Origin of the sequence: Kitasatospora sp. NPDC005748 (assembly GCF_040630735.1) — a bacterium.
Lineage (GTDB): Bacteria > Actinomycetota > Actinomycetes > Streptomycetales > Streptomycetaceae > Kitasatospora.
Genome location: NZ_JBEXYD010000003.1, coordinates 256358 through 281055, shown reverse-complemented (window position 1 = coordinate 281055; position 24698 = coordinate 256358). Strand labels below are relative to the sequence as shown.

Genomic DNA, 24698 nt, shown 5'->3' with positions numbered 1-24698 from the left:
GGGAGGGCCGCCTTGACCACCGGACCGACCGACCTGCCGCCGCCCGGGCCGCGGCGGCTGCGGCTGCTCAGCTACAACATCCGCTCGCTCCGCGACGACCGGCGCGCCCTCGTTCGGGTGATCCGGGCCTGTGAACCGGACGTGGTCTGCGTTCAGGAGTCGCCGCGTTACTGGCGCCCGCGGGGCCGAGCGGCCTGGCTGGCGCGGGCGACCGGCACCGAGGTGCTGGCCGGCGGCGGCCGGATCGCCGCGGGGCCGCTGCTGCTCGGCGGCCCGGGCGTGGAGCTGCTCGCGGTCCACGACCGGCTGCTGCCCAAGACCCGCGGGCTGCACGCGCGCGGCTTCGCGAGCGCGCTGGTCCGGATCGCCGGCTCGGCGCCGTTCGGCGTCACCAGCTGCCACCTGAGCCTGGACGCCGAGGAGCGCCGCGGCCAGTTCGAGCTGCTGCTGGACCAACTGAAGATCACCGAACTCGGCGTGGTGGCGGGGGACTTCAACGAACACCCGGACGGCGCCGGCTGGCAGCTGCTGGCCGGCCGGCTGCAGGACGGCCATGTCGCGGCGCCCTGGGGCGGCACCTTCACGTCCGTCCCGGAGAACCCCTACCAGCGGATCGACGCCGTCTTCGCGACCCCCGGCGTCCGGGTGCTCGCGTGCGGGGTGCCGCACGGCCTGCCCGGGGTCACCGAGGGCGATCTGCGGGCCGCCACCGACCACCTGCCGCTGCTCGCCGTCCTGGAGCTCCCGGCCGGCTGAACTCCGTGGCCGGGCCGGGGTGACCGGCCCGGCCACGGGCCGCCGGCCCTACACGACGGCGCCGCCGTGCGGGTCCTCCGGCTCGTCCTCGTCGCGCTCCTTCATTCGGACCACCAGGGTGACGAAGCCACCGAGGAACGCGGTCACGCCGACCCAGGCCGGCCAGCCGGACACCTCGCGCCAGACCACCGCGTCGAACAGCAGCAGGGCCGGGCCGCCGAGCACGGCGAGCCAGGCGAACTTGGCGGTGACGTCGGCGGCGGGCAGCGGCGGCGGCTCCGGCGGGACGAAGTGGCCCTCGTCCGTCTCCTCGGTCAGCTCGAAGTCGCGCGGGCCCGATCCGGCGGCCGGCATCACCGGGCGGGTGGAGCGGGGCCGCGGCTGCGGTGCCAGATCGGCGAGGTCGTCCGGGTCGGTGCCCTCCTTGAACCCGCCCTTGAGCTCGCCGCGCGCCCGGAGGTCCTCGACCTCCGGCCAGTCCGGGTTGTTGAGGTCGACGGGGTCGTCGAACTGGGCGACCAGCGCGGCGAAGATCTCGTCCTGCTCGGCCTGGCTGCGCTCGGGCGCCCGCCGCACCCGGGGCGCTTCGGGCGCCGGGGCGGCCTCACCCGAGGCGCCCTCGGTCTTCACGCCGTCGGTCTTCGCGCTCTCGGTCTTCGCGCTCTCGGCCTTGGCGGCCTCGGTCCTCACGCCGTCGGCCTTGGCGGCCTCGGCCTTCGAGGCGTCCGCCTCGGTGTTCTCCGCGTCCTCGCGGGGCGCCTCGTCCTCGCCGCCCGCCGTGCTGCTCTCGTGCACTTCCGGCCCTTCAGCCTTGGTGATCGTCGGATTCGATCCGGGTGACGCCCGCCGCGTGCGCGGGAGCCAGCCGTCGGATGAAGTCCTGGCCGGCCGCGAATATTTCCGCCGCGTCGTGGTCCAGCGTCGCGACGTGGTAGCTGCGCTGGCACAACCGCTCCGTCACGTCGGTCGAGGATATCCGGGCCAGCACCAGTTCCGAGTTGGCCGCCGAGACCACGTGGTCCTGCGGGCTGTGGAAGAGCAGGACCGGCTGGGTCACCTGCGGCAGCCGGCGCTGCACGTCCTTCCAGAGCCGGGCCAGCGACCAGGCGGCGTGCAGCGGCGTCCGGTCGTAGCCGACCTCGACGGAGCCCGGGCGGGCGATGTCGTTGGCGATCCCGGGCAGGCTCGGCACCACGTGGCGCAGCACCGGAAGCAGCACGCTCGCGGGGTTGTCGGAACGCACCGACGGGTTGACCAGCACCAGTCCGGAGACCACCGGGCCGTGCAGCGCGGCCAGCCGCAGCGCCAGCCCGCCGCCCATCGACAGCCCGAGGACGAAGACCCGCTCGCACTCGGCGGCCAGCGCCAGCAACTCCCGCTCGACCTCCGCGTACCAGTCCTCCCAGCGGGTCACCTGCATGTCCTGCCAGCGGCTGCCGTGGCCGGGCAGCAGCGGCAGCGAGACGGTGTACCCGGCCGCCGCCAGCTCCTCGGCCCACGGGCGCAGCGACTGCGGCGAGCCGGTGAACCCGTGGCAGAGAAGTACGCCCACCGGCCCGCCCCGGTGGCGGTACGGTTCGGCACCGGGCAGCAGCGGCATGACGGGCTCCTTCGCGGGCGGCGGCGCGTTGGGACGGGGGAGGGCGGAACGGCGGGCTGCGGAAACCGCATCGTCCCACGCGCCCGCACGCGTCGTACACCCCTGCCGGACACCCCGGCGGGGCGGGGCGGGGCGCGGGCGGTGGCCGCGGGGCATTAGGATCGACCGGTCCGCATAACAGGAGGCCCGGCGTTGTTCTACCGACTGATGAAGATGATCGTCGCGCCACTGCTTCGGATCTTCTTCCGGCCGTGGATCGAGGGTGAGGAGAACATCCCCGCCGAGGGTGCCGCGATCATCGCGAGCAACCACCTCTCCTTCTCGGACTCCTTCTTCTTCCCCGCGCTGATCAGGCGTCGGGTGACCTTCATCGCCAAGGCGGAGTACTTCAACACGCCGGGCCTGAAGGGCAAGCTGACGGCCGCCTTCTTCAAGGGCGTCGGCCAGCTGCCGGTGGACCGCTCCGGCGTGCGCGGCGCGGGCGAGGCGGCGATCCGCAGCGCGATCGCCGTGCTGGACCGCGGCGAGCTGTTCGGCGTCTACCCGGAGGGCACCCGTTCGCCCGACGGCAAGCTGTACCGCGGCAAGGTCGGCGGCCTGGCCCGCGTCGCGCTGGCCACCGGCGCGCCGGTGATCCCGGTCGCGATGATCGACACCGAGAAGGTGCAGCCGCCCGGCCAGGTCGTCCCCAACTTCGGCATCCGTCCGGGCATCCGGATCGGCCGGCCGCTGGACTTCTCCCGCTACCACGGCATGGAGAACGATCGCTTCATCCTCCGTTCGGTGACGGACGAGGTGATGTACGAGATCATGCGGCTCTCCGGCCAGGAGTACGTGGACGTCTACGCGACCGCCGCCAAGCGGCAGATCGCCGACGACAAGAAGCGTGCCGACGCCGAGCGCAAGGCCGTCCAGAAGGCCGAGCAGGCCGCCGCCAAGGCCGAGAAGGCGGAGGCGGAGAAGGCGCAGAAGGCCGCCGAGCAGGAGCAGAAGGACAGCGGGTCGGCCTAGGCCGGGAGGCCGGATCCGCCCGCAGGGGGAGGGGCACGGAGATGTCGGACGGCAACAGACCCGGAGCGGTCGGCGCGGCGGTGGCGGCCGGCGGCATGTCCGTCGAACTGCCGCTCTGGCGGGCCATCTCGTTCTTCCGGGTACTGGCGCTCTGCTACGCGGTGCTGCGCTACCTCGACTCGTACCTGGAGTTCCTGCACCCCGTCGCCGGCTGGATCTACCTCGGCGCGCTGACGCTCTGGACGCTCGCCAGCACCCGCGCCTTCGCCGGGCCGCTGCGCTGCACCTGGTACGTGCTCGGCACCGACCTCACCCTGGTCGTCACCGGCATCGTGATGAGCGGGATGACCGACGACCCGGCCCGGATCGCCCACGGCGCGCCCACGCTGCCCACCATCTGGGCGGCCGGCACCGTCCTGGGCTTCGCGGGCCGGGGCGGCTGGCGCTGGGCGGCGGCGGCCGGATCGGTGATCGGGGTGGCGAACATCCTCGGCCACGGCGGTCCGACCGGCGACAACATCCACAACATCGTGCTGCTGATGGTGGCCGGCTGCGCGATCGGCTACGTGATCGAACTGGCCCGCGCCAGCGAGGCGACGCTGACCCGGGCGCTCCAGGTCGAGGCCGCGAACCGGGAGCGCGAGCGGCTCTCCCGGGACATCCACGACGGGGTGCTCCAGGTGCTCGCCCTGGTCCAGCGCCGGGGCGGCGAGCAGGGCCCCGGCCGGGGCGCGGACTTCGCCGAACTCGGCCGGCTGGCCGGCGAGCAGGAGCGCGCGCTGCGGGCCCTGATGAGCGGCGGACCGCTGCCCGCGCAGCGCGCGCCGCTGGAGCCGCAGGACCTGCGCACCCTGCTCGGCCCCTACACGGACGAGCGGATCACCCTCTCCGCCCCCGGCACCCCGGTGCTGCTGCCCGGTCCGGCGGCCGGCGAGCTGGCGGCGGCCGTGGGCGCCGCGGTCGACAACGTCCGCCGGCACGCCGGGCCCGGGGCGCACGCCTGGATCCTGCTGGAGGACGAGCCGGAGGCCGTCACGGTCAGCGTCCGCGACGACGGTCCGGGCTTCGCGGCCGGGCGGCTCGGTGAGGCGGAACAGGCCGGCCGGCTGGGCGTCTCCCAGTCGATCCGCGGCCGGCTGCTGGACCTCGGCGGTACGGCCGAGCTGTACTCGGTGCCCGGGGAGGGCGTCGAGGTCGAACTGCGCGTCCCGAGGAGGGGTTCCGATGGCTGACCAGCCGATGACCGACCGGCCGCCGGTGCGGGTGATGGTCGTGGACGACCACCCGATGTGGCGCGACGCCGTGTCGCGCGACCTCGCCGAGGCGGGGCTGGACGTGGTGGCCACCGCCGGGGACGGCGAGGAGGCCGTCCGCCGGGCCCGTGCCTGCGCCCCGCAGGTGGTGGTGCTGGACCTCAACCTGCCCGGCCTGTCCGGCGCCGAGGCCTGCCGCCAGGTGGTCGCCCAGGATCCCTCGGTGCGCGTCCTGGTGCTCTCCGCCAGCGGTGAGCACGCGGACGTGCTGGAGGCGGTGAAGTCCGGGGCGACCGGCTACCTGGTGAAGTCGGCCGGCCGTGACGAGCTGCTGGACGCGGTGCGCCGCACCGCCGTCGGCGACGCGGTCTTCACCCCGGGCCTGGCCGGGCTGGTGCTCGGCGAGTTCCGCCGGCTGGCCGCCGAGCCGGCCGCCCCGACGGCCCCCGCCGCGCCGCAGCTGACGGCCCGGGAGACCGAGGTGCTGCGGCTGGTCGCGAAGGGCCTGTCGTACCGGCAGATCGCCGACCGGCTGGTGCTCTCCCACCGCACGGTGCAGAACCACGTCCAGAACACCCTCGGCAAGCTCCAGCTGCACAACCGGGTCGAGCTGGTCCGGTACGCGATCCAGCAGGGTCTGGACGACGAGGCCTGACGCCCCGGGGCGGGGGCGCGCCGGACGAACGGGCGCGCCCCGCCCGGGGTCTCAGCCGTGGACGGCGGCGGCCGACCGCAGCAGTTCGGCGACGATCCCGACGCCGTCCCGGGTGAGCACCGACTCCGGGTGGAACTGCAGCCCGGCGAACCCGGCGCCGCGCAGCGCGTGGACGTCGCCGGTCAGCCGGTCCCGGGAGACCTCGACGCCCTCGGCGGCGAGCCGGGCGGCGTCCTGGTCCGAGCAGCGCGCGGTGAAGGTGTTGTAGAAGCCCACCGTGCGCCGGGCGCCGAAGAGTTCGACCGTCTCCTGGGCGCCCTGGTGGGGCACGGCCTTGCGGGCCAGCGGCAGTCCGAGCCGCTCCGCGAGCAGCTGGTGGCTCAGGCAGACGGCGAGCAGGGGCGCGGTGCGGGCACCGGAGCGGACGGCGGCCAGCGCGTCGGCGACGATCGGGCGCAGGACGGCCATCTTGGGGTCGTCGGCGGCGGCCGGGTCGCCCGGGCCGGGGCCGAGCACCAGCGGGCCGGGGTGGGCGGCGACCCGCTCGCGCAGGCCGGCTTCGTCGAAGCGCGCCACGGTCACCCGGTGGCCGAGCGAGGTCAGCAGGTGGGCGAGCATCGAGGTGAAGGTGTCCTCGCCGTCCACCACCAGGGTCTCCTCGCTCCGGGTGACCGGGGCCGGCTCCTGCATCCGGAGCCAGAACGGCGCGAGGTCGGCCCGCCGGGCATCCAGCGCGGCCTGGACCCGGTGGTCCTCGGCGAGCCGCGGGCCGGACGGGTTGGGGAGCCGGGCGGGGGCCGGGCGGGCGCCGATCGCGGTGAGCACCCCGGCGGCCTTGGCGTGGGTCTCGGCGACCTCGGAGTCCGGGTCGGAGTGGCGGACCAGGGTCGCGCCGACCCGGACGACCAGCCGGCCGGTGGCCGGGTCGATGTCGGCGGTGCGGATGCAGATGGGGGAGTCCATCTGCTGGCCCCCGCTGGCCGAGCGGCCGATCAGGGCGAGCGCGCCGGCGTAGTAGCCGCGCCCGCCGCGCTCGTACCGGCTGATCACCCGGGTGGCGTTCTGGACCGGGCTGCCGGTGACGGTGGCGGCGAACATGGTCTCCTTCAGCACCTCGCGGACGTCCAGCGAGGTGCGCCCGCGCAGCTCGTACTCGGTGTGCGCGAGGTGGGACATCTCCTTGAGCCGGGGGCCGAGCACCTGGCCGCCGAGGTCGCCGACGGTGCACATCATCTTGAGTTCCTCGTCGACCACCATGGTCAGCTCCTCCAGCTCCTTGGGGTCGCGGAGGAAGGCGAGCAGCGAGTCGATGTCGGAGCCGCCCGCCGGATAGCGGTAGGTGCCGGAGATCGGGTTCATCACGACCGTGCCGCCGCTCTGGCGGACGTGCACCTCGGGGGAGGCGCCGACCAGGACCCGCTCCCCGGTGTGCACCAGGAAGGTCCAGTAGGCGCCGCGCTCCTGTTCGAGCAGCCGGCGGAAGAGCGTCAGCGCGAGCGCGGGGGAGTAGTCCTCCAGGGTGGCGGTGAAGTCCCGCCGGATGACGAAGTTGGCGCCCTCGCCCCGGCCGATCTCGTCCGCGATCACCCGGCGGACGATCCCGGCGTACTCCTGGTCGTCGATGTCGAAGGCGCCGCCGGTCAGGGCGACCGGCCGCCGGGGGAGCGCCGGGAGCAGCTCGGCCAGCGGGAGGGCGTACTGCTCGGTGACCGAGAGCGCCTGCAGCGGGGTGGCGTCGTCGACGGCCTCGAAGCCGCGCTCGCGGATCTGCCGGAACGGGACGAGGGCGAGCAGGTCGTGCACCGGGCCGTCGGCCGGGACGCCCGCGCGGACCGGCAGGTCGGCCAGCCGTTCGTAGCTGTCGACGGTGCCCAGCAGGACCTCGACGGTGTCCGGCGCGAGCCGGGGGGCGCGGCGGTGCAGCAGGGCGAACGCCGGGGCGTCGGGGCCGGTGAGGCGGGCGAGCAGGTCGGCTGCGAGGTTCACGGTGCGGCTTCCTTCCGGGAGGGCGGGTGCGGTGGTTCGGGGTTCCGCTCCCGGGAGGGCCGTCTGCGCCGAAACGCCGACGGCCGCCCCGAGGGGCGGCCGTCGTGTTCGTCTAGGAACGCGCGATCGGTGGGCCACCCGAGGGGTCGGCCCACCACCAGGAAAAGGTGTGCGGCGCGTTCATGCGTCGAGCGTAGCGGATCCGGCGGGCGCCGTGAGCCGCCTCACACGATTGTCCACCGGGTGTCTCACCCAGCGAGCGGCGGTCACAATTCGGTTGTCCCACCCCGTAGCCTTGCCGTGTGACCGTGACGAATCCCCACCCCTGGCAGTCCCTGCCCGCGGCGCAGCAGCCTGAATGGCCGGACCACGAGGCTCTGCGCAAGACCCTTGCGGAGCTCGCCTCCTATCCGCCGCTCGTCTTCGCGGGCGAGTGCGACCAGCTGCGCGCCCGGCTCGGTGCCGTGGCGCGTGGTGAGGCGTTCCTCCTGCAGGGCGGTGACTGCGCCGAGGCCTTCGACGGTGTCTCGGCCGAGCACATCCGGAACAAGCTGAAGACCCTGCTGCAGATGGCGGCCGTGCTGACGTACGCCGCCTCCGTCCCCGTGGTGAAGGTCGGCCGGATCGCCGGCCAGTACTCCAAGCCGCGCTCCAAGTCGACCGAGACCCGCGACGGCGTGACGCTGCCGGTCTACCGGGGCGACTCGGTGAACGGCTTCGACTTCACTCCCGAGTCCCGGAACCCGGACCCGGAGCGCCTGAAGCGGATGTACAACGCCTCCGCCGCGACGCTCAACCTGGTCCGCGCCTTCACCACCGGCGGGTACGCCGACCTGCGCCAGGTGCACGCCTGGAACCAGGACTTCGTGCGCAACTCGCCGGCCGGCCAGCGCTACGAGCAGCTCGCCCGCGAGATCGACAACGCGCTGGCGTTCATGAACGCCTGCGGCGTGGCGCCGGAGGAGTTCAAGACCGTCGAGTTCTACTCCTCGCACGAGGCGCTGATCCTCGACTACGAGACCGCGCTGACCCGCGTGGACTCGCGGACCGGCGAGCTGTACGACGTCTCCGGCCACATGGTCTGGATCGGCGAGCGCACCCGCCAGCTGGACCACGCGCACATCGAGTTCGCGTCCAGGATCCGCAACCCGATCGGGGTGAAGCTCGGCCCGACCACCTCGGTCGACGAGGCGCTCACCCTGATCGAGAAGCTGGACCCGGAGCGCGAGCCCGGCCGGCTCACCTTCATCACCCGGATGGGCGCGGGCAAGATCCGCGAGCACCTGCCCACCCTGGTGGAGAAGGTCACCGCCTCCGGCGCCCAGCCGGTCTGGATCTGCGACCCGATGCACGGCAACACCTTCGAGGCCTCCAGCGGCCACAAGACCCGCCGCTTCGACGACGTGCTGGACGAGGTCAAGGGCTTCTTCGAGGTGCACCGCGGCCTCGGCACCCACCCGGGCGGCATCCACGTGGAGCTGACCGGCGACGACGTCACCGAGTGCGTCGGCGGCGGCGACGAGGTCCTGGTGGACGACCTGCACCAGCGCTACGAGACGGCCTGCGACCCGCGGCTCAACCGCAGCCAGTCGCTGGACCTGGCCTTCCTGGTGGCCGAGATGTACCGCGGCGGCAACTGAGCCGTCGCCCCCGGGCGGGCCGTGCGGCCGGCCCCGATGTGACGAAAGCCCCTCCGGATTCGGGATTTCCGAACCCGGAGGGGCTTTTTCATGCCTGGATCCCCGGGTAAGGTGAGGCTTAGTGAACTAAGGCATGCCTTAGTCAAGATCGATTTTGAGCCAGTCGCCTTCGCAGGGAGAGACCGCGATGTACGTGTGCATGTGCCATGCGGTCACCGAGGCCCAGGTGAAGAAGGAGATCGACGCGGGTGCCAACACCCCGCGCCAGATAGCCCGGGGCTGCAAGGCCGGTACCGACTGCGGCTCCTGCGTCCGACGGATCCAGGCGCTGCTCGGTGAGCACGGCGCACGCCCCTGCCCGACCGCCCGGCTGGCGGCCAAGCTGGGGCTGGCCGACGACCAGGAGGCCGAACCGCGGGACGCCCAGGCGCCGGCCGTCCTGCCGGCCCGGCCGCTGCGCGCGGCCTGAGGGTACGGCCGGGGGTTCAGGACTCCGGCTGCTCGATCAGCTGGGCGAGGTAGAGCGCCTCCCCGAGCTTCTCCAGCAGTTCCAGCTGGGTGTCGAGGTAGTCGATGTGGTGCTCCTCGTCGGCCAGGATGTCCTCGAAGATGTTCGCCGAGGTGACGTCGTTCTTGGCCCGCATGACCACGATCCCGCGCTTCAGCCGGTCGATCGCCTCGACCTCGACCTGGCGGTCCGCCTCGAACATCTCCTTGACGGTCTGGCCGATCCGGACGTGGAAGAGCCGCTGGTAGTTGGGCAGCCCGTCCAGGAAGAGGATCCGGTCGGTGAGCACCTCGGCGTGCTTCATCTCGTCGAAGGACTCGTGCCGGGTGTACTTGGCGAGCTTCGTCCAGCCGTTGTTCTCCTGCATCTTCGCGTGCAGGAAGTACTGGTTGATGGCGGTCAGCTCGGCGGTGAGCTGCTCGTTGAGGAATTCGATGACCTCGGTGTCGCCCTTCATGGCGGTGCCTTCCTGCTTCGCGTCCGGGACTCACGGCCGTACCCTCCGGCTGCACGCATCCTGGCACCGCGCCGGGGCCGAATTCCAGTAAGTTCACACTCACTAGGACATGTGTCGGAATATCCGATTTGGTGGCCCAATGGGCCGTACGGGCGGGGCGCACGGCACCCGAAAGGGGCGCGCGCCAGGCGTTGTCCGCCGTCTGTCACCATGGAGCCATGGGTCAGTCCGAGCAAGAACCACCTCCGCCGTCTGACCCGAGACTCCCGCCGGGCCAGCGGACGCAACGCGGCTGGCCCGCCCTGCACTACGGCCCCGTACCCCGCTTCAAGCCGCTGACCTGGGACTTCCAGGTGTTCGGCGCCACCGCCTCGGCGGCGAAGCACCGCTGGGACTTCGCCGGCTTCAACGACCTGCCCCGGGCGACCGTCCGCGCCGACTTCCACTGCGTGACCAAGTTCTCCGTGCTCGGCAGCGAGTGGACCGGCGTGTCGGCCTCCGAAGTGCTGGCCCGGGTGCCTCCGGCGCCCGGTGTCACCCATGTGATGGTCTGGGCGGAGTACGGCTACAGCGCCAACCTCCGGCTGGCCGACTTCGCCGACCCCGGGACGCTCTTCGCCACCCACCGCAACGGCGAGCCGCTCACCGCCGAGCACGGCTTCCCCGTCCGGCTGGTCGTCCCGCACCTCTACGCCTGGAAGGGGCCCAAGTGGGTGCGGGCGGTGGAGTACATGCGGGCGGACCGGCGCGGCTTCTGGGAGGAGCGCGGGTACCACAACCTGGCCGACCCCTGGCGCGAGCAGCGCTACTCCTACCAGGAGGAGCCGGGCGACGGGCCGCTGCGGTAGTGGCCCCTCAGGGCCGGATGTTCTGGTTCAGCCGGAACAGGTTGCCCGGGTCGTACCGCCGCTTCAGTTCGGTCAGACGGGCGTAGTTGCCCCGGTAGTTGGCCTCGATCCGGTGCTGGTCGTCGTGGTCCATGAAGCCGATGTAGCCGCCCTCGTCGGAGTGCGGGGCGAGCGCGTCGTAGTAGCCGCGCACCCAGGCGGTGTCGGCCGCGTCGTCGGCCGGGTCGGTCCAGGCCGCGAGGATCACGGTGGCGAAGGTCGCCTCCCGGTGCGCGAAGGCCGTCGCGTCGGCGGGCACCCGGTGGCAGGCGCCGTTGATCGGGTAGATGTGCACCGCCGAGTGGACCGTGGGCACCCGCGGGCCGTGCTCGGTGTGCGCGGCGATCGCCGCGTCCGTCAGCTCGGTCGCGAAGGCGCCCTTCCAGTACTGCCGCAGGCCGGGCGGCAGCAGCGGGTCGAAGGCGGCGGCGAAGGCCGGGTACGGCACCGTGTCCACGCCCTCGGCGACCACCGGCGCGGCGTCCCGCAGCGGGGCCAGTACCGCCTCGGCCCGGTCCGGCGGCCCGGACCAGCACGGCACCAGCAGGATGAAGGAGTCGCCGACCCGGTCCTCGGGGAGGAACGGCAGCGGCGGCGCGACGTGGAAGCCGGGGAAGATGCCCAGCTCCTCGGGGGCCTCCCGGACGTACTCGCGGTAGAACCGCAGCACCTCGGCCGCGTGCTCCAGCTCGTAGACGAACGGCCCGGCGACCACGTCCTTGACCGGGCTCAGCCGGTACTCGAAGGACGTCACCACGCCGAAGTTGCCGCCACCGCCGCGGAGCGCCCAGAGGAGGTCCGGCTCCTGCTCCTCGCTCACCGTCCGGAACCGCCCGTCCGCGGTGACCACATCGGCCGAGACCAGGTTGTCGCAGCTCAGCCCCAGCCCCCGGGCGAGGTGGCCGAAGCCGCCGTTGAGGGTCAGCCCGGCGATGCCGGTGGTGGAGATGATCCCGCCGGTCACCCCGAGCCCGAAGGCGTACCCGGCGTCGTTGAGGTCGCCCCAGGTGACGCCGCCCTCGCAGCGCGCCGTCCGGCCCACCGGGTCGATCCGGACGCCGTGCCGGTCGGAGAAGTCGATCACCAGGCCGCCGTCGCAGGTCCCGTAGCCGGGCGCGCTGTGGGCGCCGCCGCGCACCGCGAGTTCCAGGCCGCTCTCCCGGGCGAAGTCGACGGCAGCCATCACGTCCCCGGCGTTGGCCACCCGGACGACCGCCGCCGGCCGGCGGTCCACCGTGCCGTTGTAGACCCGGCGGGCCTGCTCGTAGCCCTCGTCGTCGGGCGTGATCACCGCGCCCCGTACACGCTCCCTCAAGCCGTCGACGGCGGGTCCGCCCATGACGACCACATCCTCGGGTACCGGCCGCCGCGCAGCCCCGTCCGGAGATCCCGGCGCCGCAGCCCTCCTGGCCGTGGCAGGCGGGGCCGGGCAGGCCTGGTTCCACGCTACGTCGCGTGACCCCAAGTCTGGGCAAAATCCTTAGATGAACGGGAAGTTGACCGTGACCACGGTGCGCTGCGGGCGGCGCTCGCCCGGGGCCGGGGACTGGCTGGAGACCTTGCCGGTGCCGAACAGGTTGACCCCGCTGCTCTGCATGGCGAACCCGGCGGCCTGCAGTGCCTTGGCGGCGTCGTCCTTGGACATCCCGGTGACGTCCGGGACGGCCACCATGCCCTTGCTGACCACCAGCGAGACCGGGGTGTTCTCCGGCACCTGCTGGCCGGCCACCGGCGAGCTGCTGATCACCGAGCCCTCCGGCACGGTGTCGTTGTACGTCTCGGTGACGCCGCCGCGCGCCAGCTGCACGCCGCTCAGGGCGGCGGCGGCCTGCTCGGCGGGCCGGCCGACCAGCTCGGGCACGGCGATCCGCTTCGGCCCCCGGGAGACGGTGACCCCGACCGCGTCGCTCTTGCGCGCCCGCGCCCCGACGCCGGGGTCGGTGGAGATCACCTGACCGGCCGGGACGCTCTCGCTGTACACCTCGGTGAACCGCCCGTGCATCCCGGCGCCGTCCAGGATCCGCTGCGCCTCGCCGCGGTCCTTGCCGATCACGCCCGGCACCGTCGTGTACAGCGCGCCGGAGAGCGCGTACGTGGTGCCGCCGACCAGCAGCACCAGCGCGGCCAGGACGGAGGTCCAGATCAGCGGCTTGCGCGGGAGCCGGCGCCACGGGCCGGGGCGGCGCCGGGTGCGCACCGGCGCGGGCTCGTCGTACGGGCGCGGTTCGGTGAGCAGCTGCTCCATCACCTCCGGCGGCACGTCCAGCACGCTGGTGCGCTCGACCGGGGGCGCGACCAGGGCCGGCCGGATCACCGAGGTCGGCTCGTTGGTCGGGTACCGCGGGCTGGGCCGGGTGGAGGCCGGGGGCTCGGCGTCGAGCTGGGCGGGGGTGAGCGCGCGGCGGACCCGTTGCAGGGCGGCCAGCAGCTCGACCGCGTCGTACGGGCGGTCCCGCGGGTCGCGCGCGCAGGCCGCGGCGACTATCGCGTCCAGCTCGGGAACGACCCCCGGCACGGTCAGCGAGGGCGCCGGGACGTCCTCGTGCAGGTGGCGGTACATGACCTGGACGGGGTTCTCGCCGGTGTGCGGACGGTGGCCGGTGAGCAGCTCGTAGAGCAGGATGCCGGCCGCGTAGACGTCCACCCGCTGGTCGGTCCCGGCGCCGGGTCGGATCTGTTCGGGGGCCAGGTAGGAGACGGTGCCGAGGACGGTGCCGGTGGTCGCGGTGCCGGAGCTCGCCGCGCCGTCGGCGGCGTTCAGCAGCCGGACCAGGCCGAAGTCGGCGACCTTCACCAGGCCGCCGTCGGTGATCAGCACGTTCTCGGGCTTGACGTCGCGGTGGACGAGACCGGCCCGGTGGGCGGCGCCGAGCGCGGCGAGCACCGGCTCCAGGACGTCCAGGGCGGCCCGGATGGAGAGCGCGCCCCGGTCGCGGAGCAGGTCGCGCAAGGTCCGGCCGGGCACGTACTCCATCGCGAGGAACACATGGGCGCCGTCCGCGCCCTGGTCGAAGACGTTGACGACGTTGGGGTGCGCGAGCCGGGCGACCGCCTTGGCCTCGCGGATGAACCGGCCGGTGAAGTCCTCGTCGCCGGCGAGCGAGGGGTGCATCACCTTGACCGCCACGACCCGGTCGAGCCGGGTGTCGGTGCCCCGGTAGACGGTGGACATCCCGCCGGCCGCGATGCGCTGCTCGACCCGGTACCGGCCGTCGAGCAGGGTACCGATCAGCGGGTCGTCCAGTGCCATGTCCACCCGGCGAGTGTAGTGGGGGCGCCCGGCACCGGCCCCGGGAGACACCGCTCCCGGGGCGCTCTGTGCCCGGCTTGTGACACCGCCTAGAACGCCGGGCGCTCGCGGGTGTCCAGCGCGGCCCGGCCGGCCATCGCCGAGGAGGCCTCGGCGTGGAAGCGGCGCGGGATCCGGCCCGCCCGGTGGGCGAGCCGGCCGGCCTCCACGGCGTGCCGCATCGCGTCGGCCATCAGCACTGGCTCCTGGGCCCGGGTCACCGCCGAGGCGAGCATCACCGCGGCGCAGCCCAGCTCCATCGCCAGGGCCACGTCCGAGGCGGTGCCGGCGCCCGCGTCCAGGATCACCGGGACGGTCGCGCTCTCCACGATCAGCTGGAAGTTGTGCGGGTTGCGGATGCCCAGGCCGGAGCCGATCGGCGAGCCCAGCGGCATGATCGCCGCACACCCGACGTCCTCCAGCTTCCGGGCCAGCACCGGGTCGTCGTTGGTGTAGGGCAGTACGGTGAAACCGTCGTCGACCAGTGTCTCGGCCGCGTCCAGCAGCTCGATCGGGTCGGGCAGCAGGGTCCGCTCGTCGGCGATCACCTCCAGCTTCACCCAGTCGGTACCGAGCGCCTCACGGGCCAGCCGGGCCGTCAGCACGGCCTCACCGGCGGTGAAGCAGCCGGCGGTGTTGGGCAGCACGCGGATGCCGTTGCGGGTCAGCACGTCCAGGACGGAGCCCTGGGTGGTGGCGTCGACCCGGCGCATCGCCACGGTGGTCAGCTCGGTGCCGGAGACCCGCAGTGCCTGTTCCAGGACGTCCAGGCTGGGGGCGCCGCCGGTGCCCATGATCAGGCGTGAGCCGAAGGCCGTCCCGGCGATGGTGAACACGTCGTCGGCCATGGTCAGCCTCCCTGGACGGCGGTGAGGATCTCGACCCGGTCGCCCGCGGCCAGCCGCGTCAGCGGCCACGAGCCGCGCGGCACCACGGCCTCGTTGAGGGCGGCGGCGACGCCGGAGTTGGCCCGGCTGAGGGTGGTCACCACCTCGGCCAGGGTGGTGGCGGCGGGCACCCGGCGGGGCTCGCCGTTGACGGTGAGTTCGATCTCGCTCATGCGGGGACCTTCGTGGTGAAGCGGGTGGGGGAGAACGGCTCGGCGAGCGCGGGCGTCGTGCCGGTGACCAGGTACTCGGCGAGTAGGTCGGCCGTCACCGGGGTGAGCAGCACGCCGTTGCGGTAGTGGCCGGTGGCGGCGACCAGACCGGGCAGGGCGGTCGGCCCGAGCAGCGGCGCGTTGTCCGGCGAGCCCGGCCGCAGCCCGGCGGAGGTCTCCACCAGCGGCAGCTCGGTGATGCCGGGGACCAGCTCGTGGGCGTCGCGCAGCAGCTCGTACACCCCGCCGGCGGTGACGGTGGTGTCGTAGCCCTGCTCCTCGCTGGTGGCGCCGATCACCAGCTCGCCGTCCTCGCGCGGCACCAGGTAGAGGTGTTGGCCGCGCACCACCGCGCGGACGTTGCGGGAGAGGAACGGCCGGTAGGCCGGGGGGATCCGCAGCCGCAGGATCTGGCCCTTCACCGGGCGGATCGCCGGCAGCACACCGGCGGGCAGGCCGGGCAGCAGATGGCTGCGGGAGCCGGCGGCGAGCACCACCCGGTCGGCGGTCAGGGTCTCCCCGGTGCCGAGCCGGACGCCGACGGCCCGGTCGCCCTCGACCAGCAGCTCGGTGGCCTCGGTGCGGTGCAGCCGCACGTCGGCCCGCTCGCAGGCGAGGACCAGCGCCGCGGCCAGCCGGCGGCCGTCCACCTGGTGGTCGTCGGTGACGTGCAGGCCGCCGCGGACGCCGGGGGCGAGCATCGGCTCCAGCTTGCGGGCCTCCCGGCCGGTCAGCCACTGCGAGTCGAGGCCGAGCCGCCCGTGGAAGGCGTGCAGCTCGCGCAGCTCCTCGCGGTCGTCGGAGTCGAGGGCGACGGCGACGGTGCCGCACCGGCGGTAGCCGGTGTCCCGGCCGCCCGAAGCCTCGGTGAGCTCGTCGGCGAAGGCCGCGTACCGCTCGTTGGAGGCCATCCCGAGGCGCAGCAACGGCTCCTCGCCGTACTGGAGTTCGGTGACGGGGGCCAGCATGCCCGCGGCCACCCGGGCGGCCCCGCCGCCCGGGTCGGGGTCGACCACCGCGATGTCCGTCAGTCCGCGCCGGGCCGCCCGCCAGGCGACGGCGAGGCCGATGATGCCGCCGCCGACGACCAGCACGTGGGCATGGGTACCTGCTGCCATGCGTGTCAAAGTCGCTGCTCTCCCTTCGCCGGTATGACCCGGATCAGGTTCGGACGGTCGCAGGCCGTGCAAGCCCGCCTCTCAGCCCGGTCCGCCGGGCTCCCGTGATGGTGCCCCCACCATAACTCCGGGGGTCGCCGCCACCGAAGGCGAGTACGAGGGGCGGACGCGGGGCGCCCGAGGCCCTCTGGCGCCCCGTGCGCCCGCCAGTACAGTGACGGGCGTGGCAGAGCTGAGCGGGACGGATCAGGTGGTCGTGGTGGGGGCCGGGCTGGCCGGGGCGCACTGCGCCGCGGGCCTGCGGCAGGGCGGCTGGCGGGGGCGGATCGTGGTGGTCGGCGAGGAGCCGCACACCCCGTACGACCGGCCGCCGCTCTCCAAGGAGGTGCTGCTCGGCAAGGCCGACGCCACCCCGCTCGACCTCGACCTCGCGCAGCTCGGCGTCGAACTGCTCACCGGCCGCCGCGCCACCGGCCTCACCCCCGGCGTGCTGCGCACCGACGGCGGCGACCTGCCGTACGACGCCCTGGTGATCGCCACCGGCGCCGCCCCGCGCGCCCTGCCCGGCGCCGAGCGCGCCCACCTGCTGCACACCCTGGACGACGCGCTGGCGCTGCGCGCCCTGCTCCGGCCCGGCCTGCGCCTGGTCCTGGTGGGCGCGGGCTGGATCGGCGCCGAGGTGGCCACCGCCGCCCGGGCGGCCGGCTGCGAGGTCACCGTCGTCGAGGCCGGCCCGGCGCCTGTGCCCGGCGCGCTGCCGGCCGTGATCGGCGGGGCGATGGCGGCCTGGTACGCCGAGGCCGGGGTGGAGCTGCGCTGCGGGGTGGGCGTCGCGGCGGTCGAGCCCGGCGCGGTGCTGCTGGCGGACGGCTCGCACCTGCCCGCCGACGAGGTGGTGGTCGGCATCGGCGCCCGCCCGGCGACCGGCTGGCTGGCCGGCTCCGGGGTCGCGCTGGACGCCGCCGGCGCGATCCTGGTCGACGAGCGGCTGCGCACCACGCTGCCGGGCGTCCACGCGGCCGGCGACTGCGTGAGCTACCCGTCGGCCCGCGCCGGCGCCCGGCTGACCGTCCAGCACTGGGACCACGCGCTGCAGTCCGGTGCGGCGGCGGCCGCCGCCGTGCTCGGCGCGGAGGTGGCGTACGACCCGGTGCCCTACTTCTGGTCGGAGCAGTTCGGCCGGACGGTGCAGTACGCCGGGCGGCACGGCGAGGGTGACGAACTGCTCTGGCGCGGCTCCCCGCAGGACCCGTCCTGGGCGGTGCTCTGGCTGCGGGACGGCGTGCTGCGGGCCCTGCTGACGGTGGACCGCCCGCGCGATCTCACCCAGGGCCGCCGGCTGGTCGAGCGCGCCGCGGTGCTCGATCCGGTGCGCGCGGCGGACCCGGCGGTGGCCCTGAAGTCGGCCGTCGCGGGGTAGTCCGCGGGGCCGGTTGGTGCGCGGCGGGCCCTGGAGGTGGCAGTCTGGTGACGTGAGTGAGATCGAAAGCAAGATTGAATCCCTGGTCACCGACTGGATGTACCTGCCCGACATCTCGGAGCAGTGGGGGGTCCGGGTCACCGAGGTGCGCGACCTGGTCAAGAACGGCGGGCTGATCGCCGTCCGCCGAGGCCCGAACAGGTCGCTCCAGGTGCCGGCCGCCTTCATCGACGGCCCGGGCCTGGTCAAGCACCTGTCCGGCACCCTGACGGTGCTGCGCGACTGCGGGTACAACGACGCGGAGATCCTGGAGTGGCTCTTCACCGAGGACCCGTCGCTGCCCGGCAGCCCGATCCAGGCGCTGCAGGAGAACCGCGGCACCGAGGTGAAGCGCCGCGCCCAGGCGATGCTGATCTGATGGCGGCGGACACACCGCGCCGGCGCCTCGCCGACGCCCGGCTCTACCTCTGCACCGACGCGCGCCGCGAGCAGGGCGACCTCGCCGCGTTCCTGGACGCGGCGCTGGGCGGCGGGGTGGACATCGTCCAGCTCCGCGACAAGGGCCTGGAGGCCAAGCAGGAACTGGCGGCCCTGGAGGTCCTCGCCGACGCCTGCCGCCGCCACGGCAAGCTGCTCGCCGTCAACGACCGCGCCGACGTCGCGCACGCGGCCCGGCCCGACGTGCTGCACCTCGGGCAGGACGACCTGCCGGTGCCCGCCGCCCGGGCGATCCTCGGCGAGGACGTACTGATCGGCCGGTCCTGCCACGCCGAGTCCGAGGTGGACGCGGCGGTCGTCGAGCCCGGCGTCGACTACTTCTGCACCGGCCCGGTCTGGCCCACCCCGACCAAGCCGGGCCGCCACGCGCCCGGCCTCGGCCTGGTCTCGTACGCGGCGAAGCAGAGCACCGACCGGCCGTGGTTCGCGATCGGCGGCATCGACCTCGGCAACCTGGACGAGGTGCTGGCGGCCGGGGCGAGCCGGGTCGTGGTGGTCCGCGCGATCACCGCCGCGGACGACCCGCGGGCGGCGGCCGCCGCGTTCGCCCGGCGGCTGCGCGCGGTCTGACCCGGACGGCTGCCGCCGTTCCCGGTGCGTCCGGGTGCCCGTTTTTCGGACACCCGGCTCAGTACTTGCGGACGGTGGCGGCCTCGGCCAGTGCCAGTAGCACCTCGCGGGCCCGCCGGTCGGCCAGCGGGGCCGCCTCCAGCGCGGCCAGCGACTGCCGCATCAGCTCCTCGATCCGCCGCTCCACCAGCTCGGGCGCGCCGCTGCGCCCGACCAGCTCGCGCAGCCGGGACACCTCCTCGGGCGCCAGGTCCGGCGCGCCGAGCCGGTCGTCCAGGTGGCGGGCGTCGGCGGCGGGCAGCCCCCGCATGGCGTGCGCGACCAGCAGCGTCCGCTTGCCCTCGCGCAGGTCGTCACCGGCCGGCTTGCCGGTGACCGCCGGGTCCCCGAAGACGCCGAGCAGGTCGTCACGGAGCTGGAAGGCCTCGCCCAGCGGCAGGCCGAACGCGCCGTACGCCTCGACCAGCTCCGGCCCGGCGCCCGCCAGCAGTGCGCCGACCTGCAGCGGCCGCTCGATCGTGTACTTGGCCGACTTGTAGTGCAGCACGGTCTGTGCCCGGTCCAGCGCGCCCTCGTCGGTGGAGTCCCCGGCGACCGGCTCCAGGACGTCCAGGTACTGGCCGACCATGACCTCGGTGCGCATCAGGTCGAACACCGGCTTGGCGGCCAGCACCGCGGCCGGGTCCAGGCCCGAGCGCAGGAACAGCTCGTCGCACCAGATCAGCAGCAGGTCGCCGAGGAGCACGGCCGCCGAGGCGCCGAACTGCTCGCGGTCGCCCCGCCAGCCGCTCGCGCGGTGCAGCGCCTCGAAGCGGCGGTGCACGGAGGGCAGGCCGCGCCGGGTGTCGCTGCGGTCCATCAGGTCGTCGTGGACCAGCGCGCTGGCCTGCAGCAGCTCCAGGGCGGCCGCGGCGTGCGCGATGGCCTCGCCGGCGGCCGGGCCGCCGGCGCCGCGCCAGCCCCAGTAGCAGAACGCCGGGCGCAGCCGCTTGCCGCCGTCCAGCAGGAAGTCGCGCAGGGCCTCGACGGCGGGCGCCAGCTGCGGGGAGATCTTCCCGAGCAGGGCCGACTGGCCGTCCATGAACCCGGCGAGCGCGGCGTTGACGCGCTCGCGCACGTCCTCCACGTCGATCGGGTTGGCCGGCCGGTTGCTGGACGAGGTCACGATGAGGCTCCGGAGGGTTCGCTGGGGGTCCGGCAAGCCTAGCCGGACGGCCGCGAACGGCCGTCGGGCAGGGCCGTGCACCCGTTCGGACGGAAAGCGGACGGTCGTCCACCAGTTGTCTCAATACCTGGAACCGGGTTGTCCGTGTCCTTCGGCCGACGGTTAACCTGCCCCCATGGCACTCGGCATCGCTTCCACCAGAACAGACCGCGCTTCGACGGTCCGCGAGCTTCTGGCGGCCGGCAAGCGGTCCTTCTCCTTCGAGTTCATGCCCCCGCGGACCGAGGTCGGTGAGCAGCGCCTCTGGGACGCCATCCGCCGCCTCGAACCGCTCGACCCCAACTTCGTCTGCATGACGTACGGAGCCGGCGGCTCCTCGCGCGAGCGCACGGTCAACATGGTCGGGCGGATCGCCACCGAGACCACCCTCACCCCGGTGGCCCACCTGACCGCGGTGGACCACTCGGTCGCCGAGCTGCGCAACATCATCGGCCAGTACGCCGACCAGGGCGTGCGCAACGTCCTCGCGGTGCGCGGCGACCCGCCCGGCGACCCGACGGGCGAGTGGGTCAGCCACCCGGACGGCGTCACCTACGCCTACGAGCTGGTGGAGCTGATCAAGGGGATCGGCGACTTCTGCGTGGGCGTCGCGGCCTCGCCGAACATGCACCCGCGCTCGACCGACTGGGACGAGGACATCCGGCACTTCGTGGCGAAGATCCGCTCCGGGGCCGACTACGCGATCACCCAGATGTTCTTCGAGGTCGACGACTACCTGCGGCTGCGCGACCGGGTCGCGGCGGCGGGCTGCGAGGCGCCGATCATCCCGGAGATCATGCCGGTCACCAACGCCAAGCAGCTGGAGCGCTTCCCCCAGCTGAGCGGCTCGGCCTTCCCGCCCGACCTGGAGGAGCGGCTGCGCGCCGCGATCGACGACCCGGCCGCGCTGCGCGCGATCGGTATGGAGCACGCCACCGCGATGTCCGAGCGGCTGCTGGCGGAGGGCGCCCCCGGGCTGCACTTCATCACGCTCAACCACTCGACCGCGACGCTGGAGATCTACCAGAACCTCGGCCTGCACCAGCGCTGAGCGGGCCGCCGTTCCCGGCCGGCCGGGCCCGCCGTTCCGGCCGGGAACGCAATGCGGTACCCGGACCGTTCAACCGGTACAGTCGCCGAACACGCGCGGCGCGCGCGGGCACGCGACTGGAGGTAGCGGGCGGATGGGCATCGGATACCTGCTGCTGTACGGCGCGTTGGCGGTCGTGGCGCTCTGGCTGCTGGCCGAGCTGCTGCTGCAGAACCGCGCGCCGGTGCACTGGCGCGCCCTCGCCCTGACCGGCTTCCTCGGCGTGCCGGCCGGGATGGCTGCCGGTTCGGTCCCGCTGATCGGCGCGGGCGCGGCCCTCTTCGCGGTCGGCCAGACCCTCGTCACCCTCTCCGTGAAACGCGGCTACGCGGCCGGCTGGTCGCTGCGCCGGGCCGACGGCGGACTGCCCGGCCCGCTGGCCAGGGTGCCCCTGCTGGGCGCGCTGACCGGTGGCGCGGTGGTGGCCACCGCGGTGGCGGCCGACCGGATCGGCACGGTCAGCGCGGTCGAGGAGAGCCCGGCCCCGGCCCCGGTGGCCGAGGACGTCCCGGCCGTCGAGCAGACCGCCGCCTTCGAGATGCAGGAGATCGCCGCCGACGGCGTCTACACCCCCGGCTACTACGAGCAGCAGCAGCCCGCGCCACAGGCCCAGCCCGACCCGTACGCCGAGGCCTACCAGGCCGGCTACGACACCTCGCAGCAGCAGCCCGGCTGGGACGCGAACGGCCAGCAGCAGTGGCAGGCCCAGCAGCAGCCGGCCTTCGCCTACGACCAGGGCTATGGCACCTACCAGCAGCAGCCGGACCCGTACGCGGGCTACCAGCAGCAGCCGCAGGTGGACGCGTACGGCGGTTACCAGCAGCAGCCCGACCAGTACGGCTACGACCAGGCGCAGCAGGCCCAGCAGCAGCAGTGGCAGCAGCAGGCCGACCAGCAGCACCAGCTCTACCCGCAGCAGCAGGGCATCCCCCAGCAGCCGCAGTACGACCAGTACGGCTACCAGCAGCAGCCGACCTGGCAGCAGCAGGGCTGAGCCCCCGCCCGCCGGGCCGGCCCGGAGCGGCTCAGGCCGGGCCGATGAGGTTGGCCGCGATGCAGGCCGACATGCCGACCCGGGCCAGCCCGCCGCCGGGGTGGGCGGCGCCGCCCACCAGGTAGAAGCCGGGCGCCTCCTCGGTCGGCGCCTGGAGGTAGGCGCCGCGCGCGCCCGCCAGGGCGGGCAGCGGGACGGAGCCGAGGAAGGAACCGGTCTCCCGCGCGGTGTCCGCCGGGGTCCGCACCACCCGCCAGAGCACCCGCTCACCGAGGCCCAGACCGGCCGCGTCCGCCTGCGCGACCATCCGGTCGGCGAAGCGCTCGGCGACGCCCGGTCCGGTCCAGTCGAAACCCATCGCCGGCGTGGTCGCGGTGAGCACCACGGCCTCGTGGCCGGCGGGGTGCAGCGAGGCGTCGTCCGGGCGCAGCACCTGGACGGTCGGCCGCTGGGCGAGCGGGGCGCCGGCGCGGAAGATCCCGTCCAGTTCGGCGGCGCGGTCGGCGGCGTGCACCACCGTCCGGTGCGCCGTCCCGGCGGGGCGCTCCCCGCGCAGGGCGAGCAGCACCACGACGCGGCCGGGCGCGTCGTGCAGCCGTTCCATCGACGACGGCCAGTCGTCCTGGGAGCCGGCCGTGCCGAGGTACTCCGAGAAGACCACCCGGGCGTCCATCGCGGAGACCACCACGTCGGCGTCGATCCGGCCGGCCGCGGTGTCGACGCCGCAGGCCCGGCCGTCCTTCTCCAGCACCTCGTCGACCCGGGTGTCGAAGCGGAACTCCACCCCGCGCCGCTCGCACCGCCGGTACACCGCGTCGGCCAGCGCCCGGATGCCGCCCCGGACGTACCAGACGCCGAAGGACTGCTCCATGTACGGCAGCACGGTGGCCCCGGCCGGCGCGGTGCGCGGGTCGAGGCCGAAGCGCAGGGCGTGCTCGTGCAGCAGGGCGGTCAGCCCGTCGTGGCCCCCGAGTCCACGGGCGGCCACGTCGGCGAGGGTCCACGCCCTGGCGCCGAACAGGCGGGCGAGGCGACCGGGCCGCGGCGCCGGGTACGGATCGGTGCGCAGCGGCGCGGTGTCGGCCGGCAGCGGCTCCTCCAGCAGCGGGCGGCGGGTGGCCTCCCAGACCGTGCGGCCGTGGTTCATCACCTCGGCCCAGCGGGCGCCCGAGCCGGTGCCGAACGCCGTGTCCAGCGCCTGGATCACCCCGCCGCGGGAGGCGTTGGGCAGCAGCAGGTCGGTGCCGTCGGGGAGCAGGTGCCGGCTCTCGGGATCCACCGGCGCCAGCTCGACCAGCTGCTCCAGCGGCTCCCGGCCGGTCTTCAGCGCGAGGTCGCGGTAGACGGCCGGGAGGGTGAGCAGCCCGGGGCCGGTGTCGAAGGCGAAGCCGTCCCGCTCGTAGCGGCCGACCATGCCGCCGTACGTCCCGGTCGCCTCGCAGACCGTCACCCGGTGGCCGAGGGTCGCCAGCCGGGAGGCCGTCGCGAGCCCGCTCATTCCTGCGCCGATGATGACGATCCGTGCCATGGACCGCATCCTACGGCCGGGGGACGGGTACCTCCCGCGCCGGTCGCACGCCCGCCGCACGGGCGGCCCGGCGCTCGCGGCGGCGGTCCCGGAAGCGGCGGATCCGGCTGATCGCGAACCAGACCAGCAGCAGGCCGACGGCCAGCAGCACGGCGGAGATCGAGGCGGCCACCCACGGGTGGAAGATCGCCAGCGTGACCAGACCGGCGACCGAGAGGTCCTCGGCCAGGCTCACCACGATGTTGCTGGCCGGCTCGGGCGAGGTGTTGACCGCCATCCGCAGCGAGGCCTTCACCAGGTGGCTGACCAGCGCCGTGGTCCCGCCCATCGCCCCCGCCGCGACCTCGCCCAGGGAGCCCGGGTCGGCACTGGCCAGCAGCGCGCCGACGGTGGCGCCCGCGATCGGGCGGATCACGGTGTGGACGCCGTCCCAGACGCTGTCCACGTACGGGATCTTGTCGGCCACCGCCTCCAGCAGGAACAGCACCGCGGCGGCGGCCAGCACATCGGTGCGCTCCAGCGCGGCCGGCACCGACTCGGCGCCGCCGAACCGGCCGAGCAGCCCGAGCAGCAGCACCACCGCGTACGCGTTGATCCCGCTCGCCAGCCCGCTGGTGAAGATCAGCGGAACGATCGTCATCCGTTCCTCCTCGTGGCGCCCGCCGGATCCGCCCGGCTCGCCGTACCGTACCGGGACGCCGGCCGGGCGGCCCGCGGTTCCCGCCCCGGACGGACTGAGTACGGATACTCAGAAACCCGGTTGAGTACCTGAACGGATGGCCCCCGACCTGCGGAGACGGGACAGTAGGGGCACCGGGACGACGGCGCGTCGGGCGCTGAGGTCCCGGGACGGCGGACAGGTGCCGTCCAGCGGGCACGGGGGCCGCGGACGTCACCGGAAGGTCCGTACGGGAGCCGGTCGCAGGCCGCGCACCGCCGACACGGGGCGGCGGAGCGCGGTCAGGGGGGAACCGGTGACCCGGAGGGGGCTCCGGAGCGGCGACCGTGGGGGGCGGCGCTCCGGCGGGGTGCGGGGCGGTGGGGCGCGGGGCCGACGGGGGCGGCCGGCGGGCCGCCGCCCGCACGCGGATCCGCCGCGCGGCCGCGTTGTCAGTGGCCCCGGTCACGATGGAGG

General features: G+C 74.2%; 24 protein-coding genes and 1 riboswitch. Of the genes, 12 read left to right on the top strand and 12 right to left on the bottom strand.

Features of this window, described 5'->3' with window-relative positions; genetic code table 11:
* The first annotated feature begins 12 nt into the window (after positions 1–12).
* Entirely contained in the window at positions 13–756 is a 744-nt protein-coding gene (locus tag ABZ495_RS04375; protein ID WP_359802610.1) for an endonuclease/exonuclease/phosphatase family protein, read from the top strand.
* A gap of 48 nt (positions 757–804) precedes the next feature.
* Here ABZ495_RS04375 and ABZ495_RS04370 read toward each other — a convergent pair whose 3' ends face one another.
* Positions 805–1551 (bottom strand): hypothetical protein, encoded by a 747-nt coding sequence (locus ABZ495_RS04370; RefSeq protein WP_359834352.1) that lies wholly within the window; start codon positions 1549–1551, stop codon positions 805–807.
* A gap of 10 nt (positions 1552–1561) precedes the next feature.
* Positions 1562–2356 carry an alpha/beta fold hydrolase gene (locus tag ABZ495_RS04365; protein WP_352287078.1) on the bottom strand — a complete coding sequence of 265 codons (795 nt, stop codon included), beginning with the start codon at positions 2354–2356 and terminating at the stop codon, positions 1562–1564.
* 192 nt (positions 2357–2548) lie between these two features.
* Here ABZ495_RS04365 and ABZ495_RS04360 point away from each other — a divergent pair, with 192 nt between their 5' ends.
* The 3 genes from ABZ495_RS04360 to ABZ495_RS04350 are packed head-to-tail and all read left to right on the top strand — an operon-like array spanning position 2549 to position 5275.
* Complete coding sequence (locus ABZ495_RS04360) at positions 2549–3367, top strand: lysophospholipid acyltransferase family protein (protein WP_359802604.1); 819 nt, start codon at positions 2549–2551, stop codon at positions 3365–3367.
* Positions 3368–3408: 41 nt separating this feature from the next.
* Positions 3409–4599, top strand: coding sequence for a DUF5931 domain-containing protein (locus tag ABZ495_RS04355; protein WP_329487286.1), 1191 nt, complete (start codon positions 3409–3411; stop codon positions 4597–4599).
* Between the two features lie 7 nt (positions 4600–4606).
* The gene (locus ABZ495_RS04350; RefSeq protein ID WP_352287240.1) at positions 4607–5275 is read left to right on the top strand and encodes a response regulator transcription factor; all 669 of its coding nucleotides are present in this window, start codon (positions 4607–4609) and stop codon (positions 5273–5275) included.
* A gap of 51 nt (positions 5276–5326) precedes the next feature.
* Here ABZ495_RS04350 and ABZ495_RS04345 read toward each other — a convergent pair whose 3' ends face one another.
* Positions 5327–7261: an anthranilate synthase family protein gene (locus ABZ495_RS04345; RefSeq protein WP_359834350.1), complete on the bottom strand. Its 1935-nt coding sequence runs from the start codon at positions 7259–7261 to the stop codon at positions 5327–5329.
* A 302-nt stretch (positions 7262–7563) separates the two neighbouring features.
* Here ABZ495_RS04345 and ABZ495_RS04340 point away from each other — a divergent pair, with 302 nt between their 5' ends.
* Positions 7564–8901 (top strand): class II 3-deoxy-7-phosphoheptulonate synthase, encoded by a 1338-nt coding sequence (locus ABZ495_RS04340; protein ID WP_329487284.1) that lies wholly within the window; start codon positions 7564–7566, stop codon positions 8899–8901.
* A gap of 187 nt (positions 8902–9088) precedes the next feature.
* Positions 9089–9370: a (2Fe-2S)-binding protein gene (locus ABZ495_RS04335; RefSeq protein ID WP_359834348.1), complete on the top strand. Its 282-nt coding sequence runs from the start codon at positions 9089–9091 to the stop codon at positions 9368–9370.
* A gap of 16 nt (positions 9371–9386) precedes the next feature.
* Here the strand turns inward: ABZ495_RS04335 and bfr are convergent, their stop codons facing one another.
* A complete protein-coding gene (bfr, locus tag ABZ495_RS04330) occupies positions 9387–9866 on the bottom strand; it encodes a bacterioferritin (protein ID WP_329487282.1) in 480 nt (159 codons plus the stop codon).
* Positions 9867–10084: 218 nt separating this feature from the next.
* Here bfr and ABZ495_RS04325 point away from each other — a divergent pair, with 218 nt between their 5' ends.
* Entirely contained in the window at positions 10085–10714 is a 630-nt protein-coding gene (locus tag ABZ495_RS04325; protein WP_359834345.1) for a molybdopterin-dependent oxidoreductase, read from the top strand.
* 7 nt (positions 10715–10721) lie between these two features.
* On the opposite strand, the gene ABZ495_RS04320 is transcribed toward ABZ495_RS04325, so the two are convergent.
* From ABZ495_RS04320 to thiO, 5 genes are all read right to left on the bottom strand, one after another.
* The gene (locus tag ABZ495_RS04320; protein ID WP_359834343.1) at positions 10722–12092 is read right to left on the bottom strand and encodes an FAD-binding oxidoreductase; all 1371 of its coding nucleotides are present in this window, start codon (positions 12090–12092) and stop codon (positions 10722–10724) included.
* A 141-nt stretch (positions 12093–12233) separates the two neighbouring features.
* Positions 12234–14003: a Stk1 family PASTA domain-containing Ser/Thr kinase gene (gene pknB / locus ABZ495_RS04315; protein ID WP_359834398.1), complete on the bottom strand. Its 1770-nt coding sequence runs from the start codon at positions 14001–14003 to the stop codon at positions 12234–12236.
* Between the two features lie 89 nt (positions 14004–14092).
* Positions 14093–14890: a thiazole synthase gene (locus ABZ495_RS04310; RefSeq protein ID WP_352287088.1), complete on the bottom strand. Its 798-nt coding sequence runs from the start codon at positions 14888–14890 to the stop codon at positions 14093–14095.
* Between the two features lie 2 nt (positions 14891–14892).
* Positions 14893–15102: a sulfur carrier protein ThiS gene (gene thiS / locus ABZ495_RS04305; protein WP_329487278.1), complete on the bottom strand. Its 210-nt coding sequence runs from the start codon at positions 15100–15102 to the stop codon at positions 14893–14895.
* Entirely contained in the window at positions 15099–16259 is a 1161-nt protein-coding gene (thiO, locus tag ABZ495_RS04300) for a glycine oxidase ThiO (RefSeq protein WP_352287089.1), read from the bottom strand. Before thiO ends, thiS begins: the two co-directional genes overlap by 4 nt.
* A 3-nt stretch (positions 16260–16262) precedes the next feature.
* A riboswitch (TPP riboswitch) is annotated at positions 16263–16375 on the bottom strand.
* A 98-nt stretch (positions 16376–16473) separates the two neighbouring features.
* Between thiO and ABZ495_RS04295 the strand changes: the two genes are divergently transcribed.
* The 3 genes from ABZ495_RS04295 to thiE are packed head-to-tail and all read left to right on the top strand — an operon-like array spanning position 16474 to position 18747.
* A complete protein-coding gene (locus tag ABZ495_RS04295) occupies positions 16474–17679 on the top strand; it encodes an FAD-dependent oxidoreductase (RefSeq protein WP_359802585.1) in 1206 nt (401 codons plus the stop codon).
* Positions 17680–17731: 52 nt separating this feature from the next.
* The gene (locus ABZ495_RS04290; RefSeq protein WP_329487275.1) at positions 17732–18097 is read left to right on the top strand and encodes an Rv2175c family DNA-binding protein; all 366 of its coding nucleotides are present in this window, start codon (positions 17732–17734) and stop codon (positions 18095–18097) included.
* Positions 18097–18747 (top strand): thiamine phosphate synthase, encoded by a 651-nt coding sequence (thiE, locus tag ABZ495_RS04285; protein WP_359802582.1) that lies wholly within the window; start codon positions 18097–18099, stop codon positions 18745–18747. The genes ABZ495_RS04290 and thiE overlap by 1 nt, the downstream gene beginning before the upstream one ends.
* Before the next feature lie 58 nt (positions 18748–18805).
* Here the strand turns inward: thiE and ABZ495_RS04280 are convergent, their stop codons facing one another.
* Complete coding sequence (locus ABZ495_RS04280; protein WP_359834342.1) at positions 18806–19912, bottom strand: polyprenyl synthetase family protein; 1107 nt, start codon at positions 19910–19912, stop codon at positions 18806–18808.
* 175 nt (positions 19913–20087) lie between these two features.
* Between ABZ495_RS04280 and metF the strand changes: the two genes are divergently transcribed.
* Positions 20088–21002 (top strand): methylenetetrahydrofolate reductase [NAD(P)H], encoded by a 915-nt coding sequence (gene metF / locus ABZ495_RS04275; RefSeq protein ID WP_329487272.1) that lies wholly within the window; start codon positions 20088–20090, stop codon positions 21000–21002.
* A 133-nt stretch (positions 21003–21135) separates the two neighbouring features.
* Complete coding sequence (locus ABZ495_RS04270) at positions 21136–22035, top strand: hypothetical protein (RefSeq protein WP_359834340.1); 900 nt, start codon at positions 21136–21138, stop codon at positions 22033–22035.
* Positions 22036–22066: 31 nt separating this feature from the next.
* On the opposite strand, the gene ABZ495_RS04265 is transcribed toward ABZ495_RS04270, so the two are convergent.
* Positions 22067–23563, bottom strand: a complete 1497-nt coding sequence (locus ABZ495_RS04265; protein ID WP_359834339.1) for an FAD-dependent oxidoreductase — start codon at positions 23561–23563, stop codon at positions 22067–22069.
* 10 nt (positions 23564–23573) lie between these two features.
* A complete protein-coding gene (locus ABZ495_RS04260; protein ID WP_329487269.1) occupies positions 23574–24203 on the bottom strand; it encodes a DUF4126 domain-containing protein in 630 nt (209 codons plus the stop codon).
* Positions 24204–24698: the final 495 nt, after the last annotated feature.

Coding starts and splice junctions, on each gene's coding strand:
- ABZ495_RS04310 (WP_352287088.1), bottom strand. CDS start 14,890: ATGGCCGACGACGTGTTCACCATCGCCGGGACGGCCTTCGGCTCACGC.
- metF (WP_329487272.1), top strand. CDS start 20,088: ATGGCACTCGGCATCGCTTCCACCAGAACAGACCGCGCTTCGACGGTC.
- ABZ495_RS04325 (WP_359834345.1), top strand. CDS start 10,085: ATGGGTCAGTCCGAGCAAGAACCACCTCCGCCGTCTGACCCGAGACTC.
- ABZ495_RS04270 (WP_359834340.1), top strand. CDS start 21,136: ATGGGCATCGGATACCTGCTGCTGTACGGCGCGTTGGCGGTCGTGGCG.
- ABZ495_RS04320 (WP_359834343.1), bottom strand. CDS start 12,092: ATGGGCGGACCCGCCGTCGACGGCTTGAGGGAGCGTGTACGGGGCGCG.
- ABZ495_RS04335 (WP_359834348.1), top strand. CDS start 9,089: ATGTACGTGTGCATGTGCCATGCGGTCACCGAGGCCCAGGTGAAGAAG.
- thiO (WP_352287089.1), bottom strand. CDS start 16,259: ATGGCAGCAGGTACCCATGCCCACGTGCTGGTCGTCGGCGGCGGCATC.
- ABZ495_RS04350 (WP_352287240.1), top strand. CDS start 4,607: ATGACCGACCGGCCGCCGGTGCGGGTGATGGTCGTGGACGACCACCCG.
- ABZ495_RS04365 (WP_352287078.1), bottom strand. CDS start 2,356: ATGCCGCTGCTGCCCGGTGCCGAACCGTACCGCCACCGGGGCGGGCCG.
- thiE (WP_359802582.1), top strand. CDS start 18,097: ATGGCGGCGGACACACCGCGCCGGCGCCTCGCCGACGCCCGGCTCTAC.
- ABZ495_RS04260 (WP_329487269.1), bottom strand. CDS start 24,203: ATGACGATCGTTCCGCTGATCTTCACCAGCGGGCTGGCGAGCGGGATC.
- thiS (WP_329487278.1), bottom strand. CDS start 15,102: ATGAGCGAGATCGAACTCACCGTCAACGGCGAGCCCCGCCGGGTGCCC.
- ABZ495_RS04265 (WP_359834339.1), bottom strand. CDS start 23,563: ATGGCACGGATCGTCATCATCGGCGCAGGAATGAGCGGGCTCGCGACG.
- pknB (WP_359834398.1), bottom strand. CDS start 14,003: ATGGCACTGGACGACCCGCTGATCGGTACCCTGCTCGACGGCCGGTAC.
- bfr (WP_329487282.1), bottom strand. CDS start 9,866: ATGAAGGGCGACACCGAGGTCATCGAATTCCTCAACGAGCAGCTCACC.
- ABZ495_RS04355 (WP_329487286.1), top strand. CDS start 3,409: ATGTCGGACGGCAACAGACCCGGAGCGGTCGGCGCGGCGGTGGCGGCC.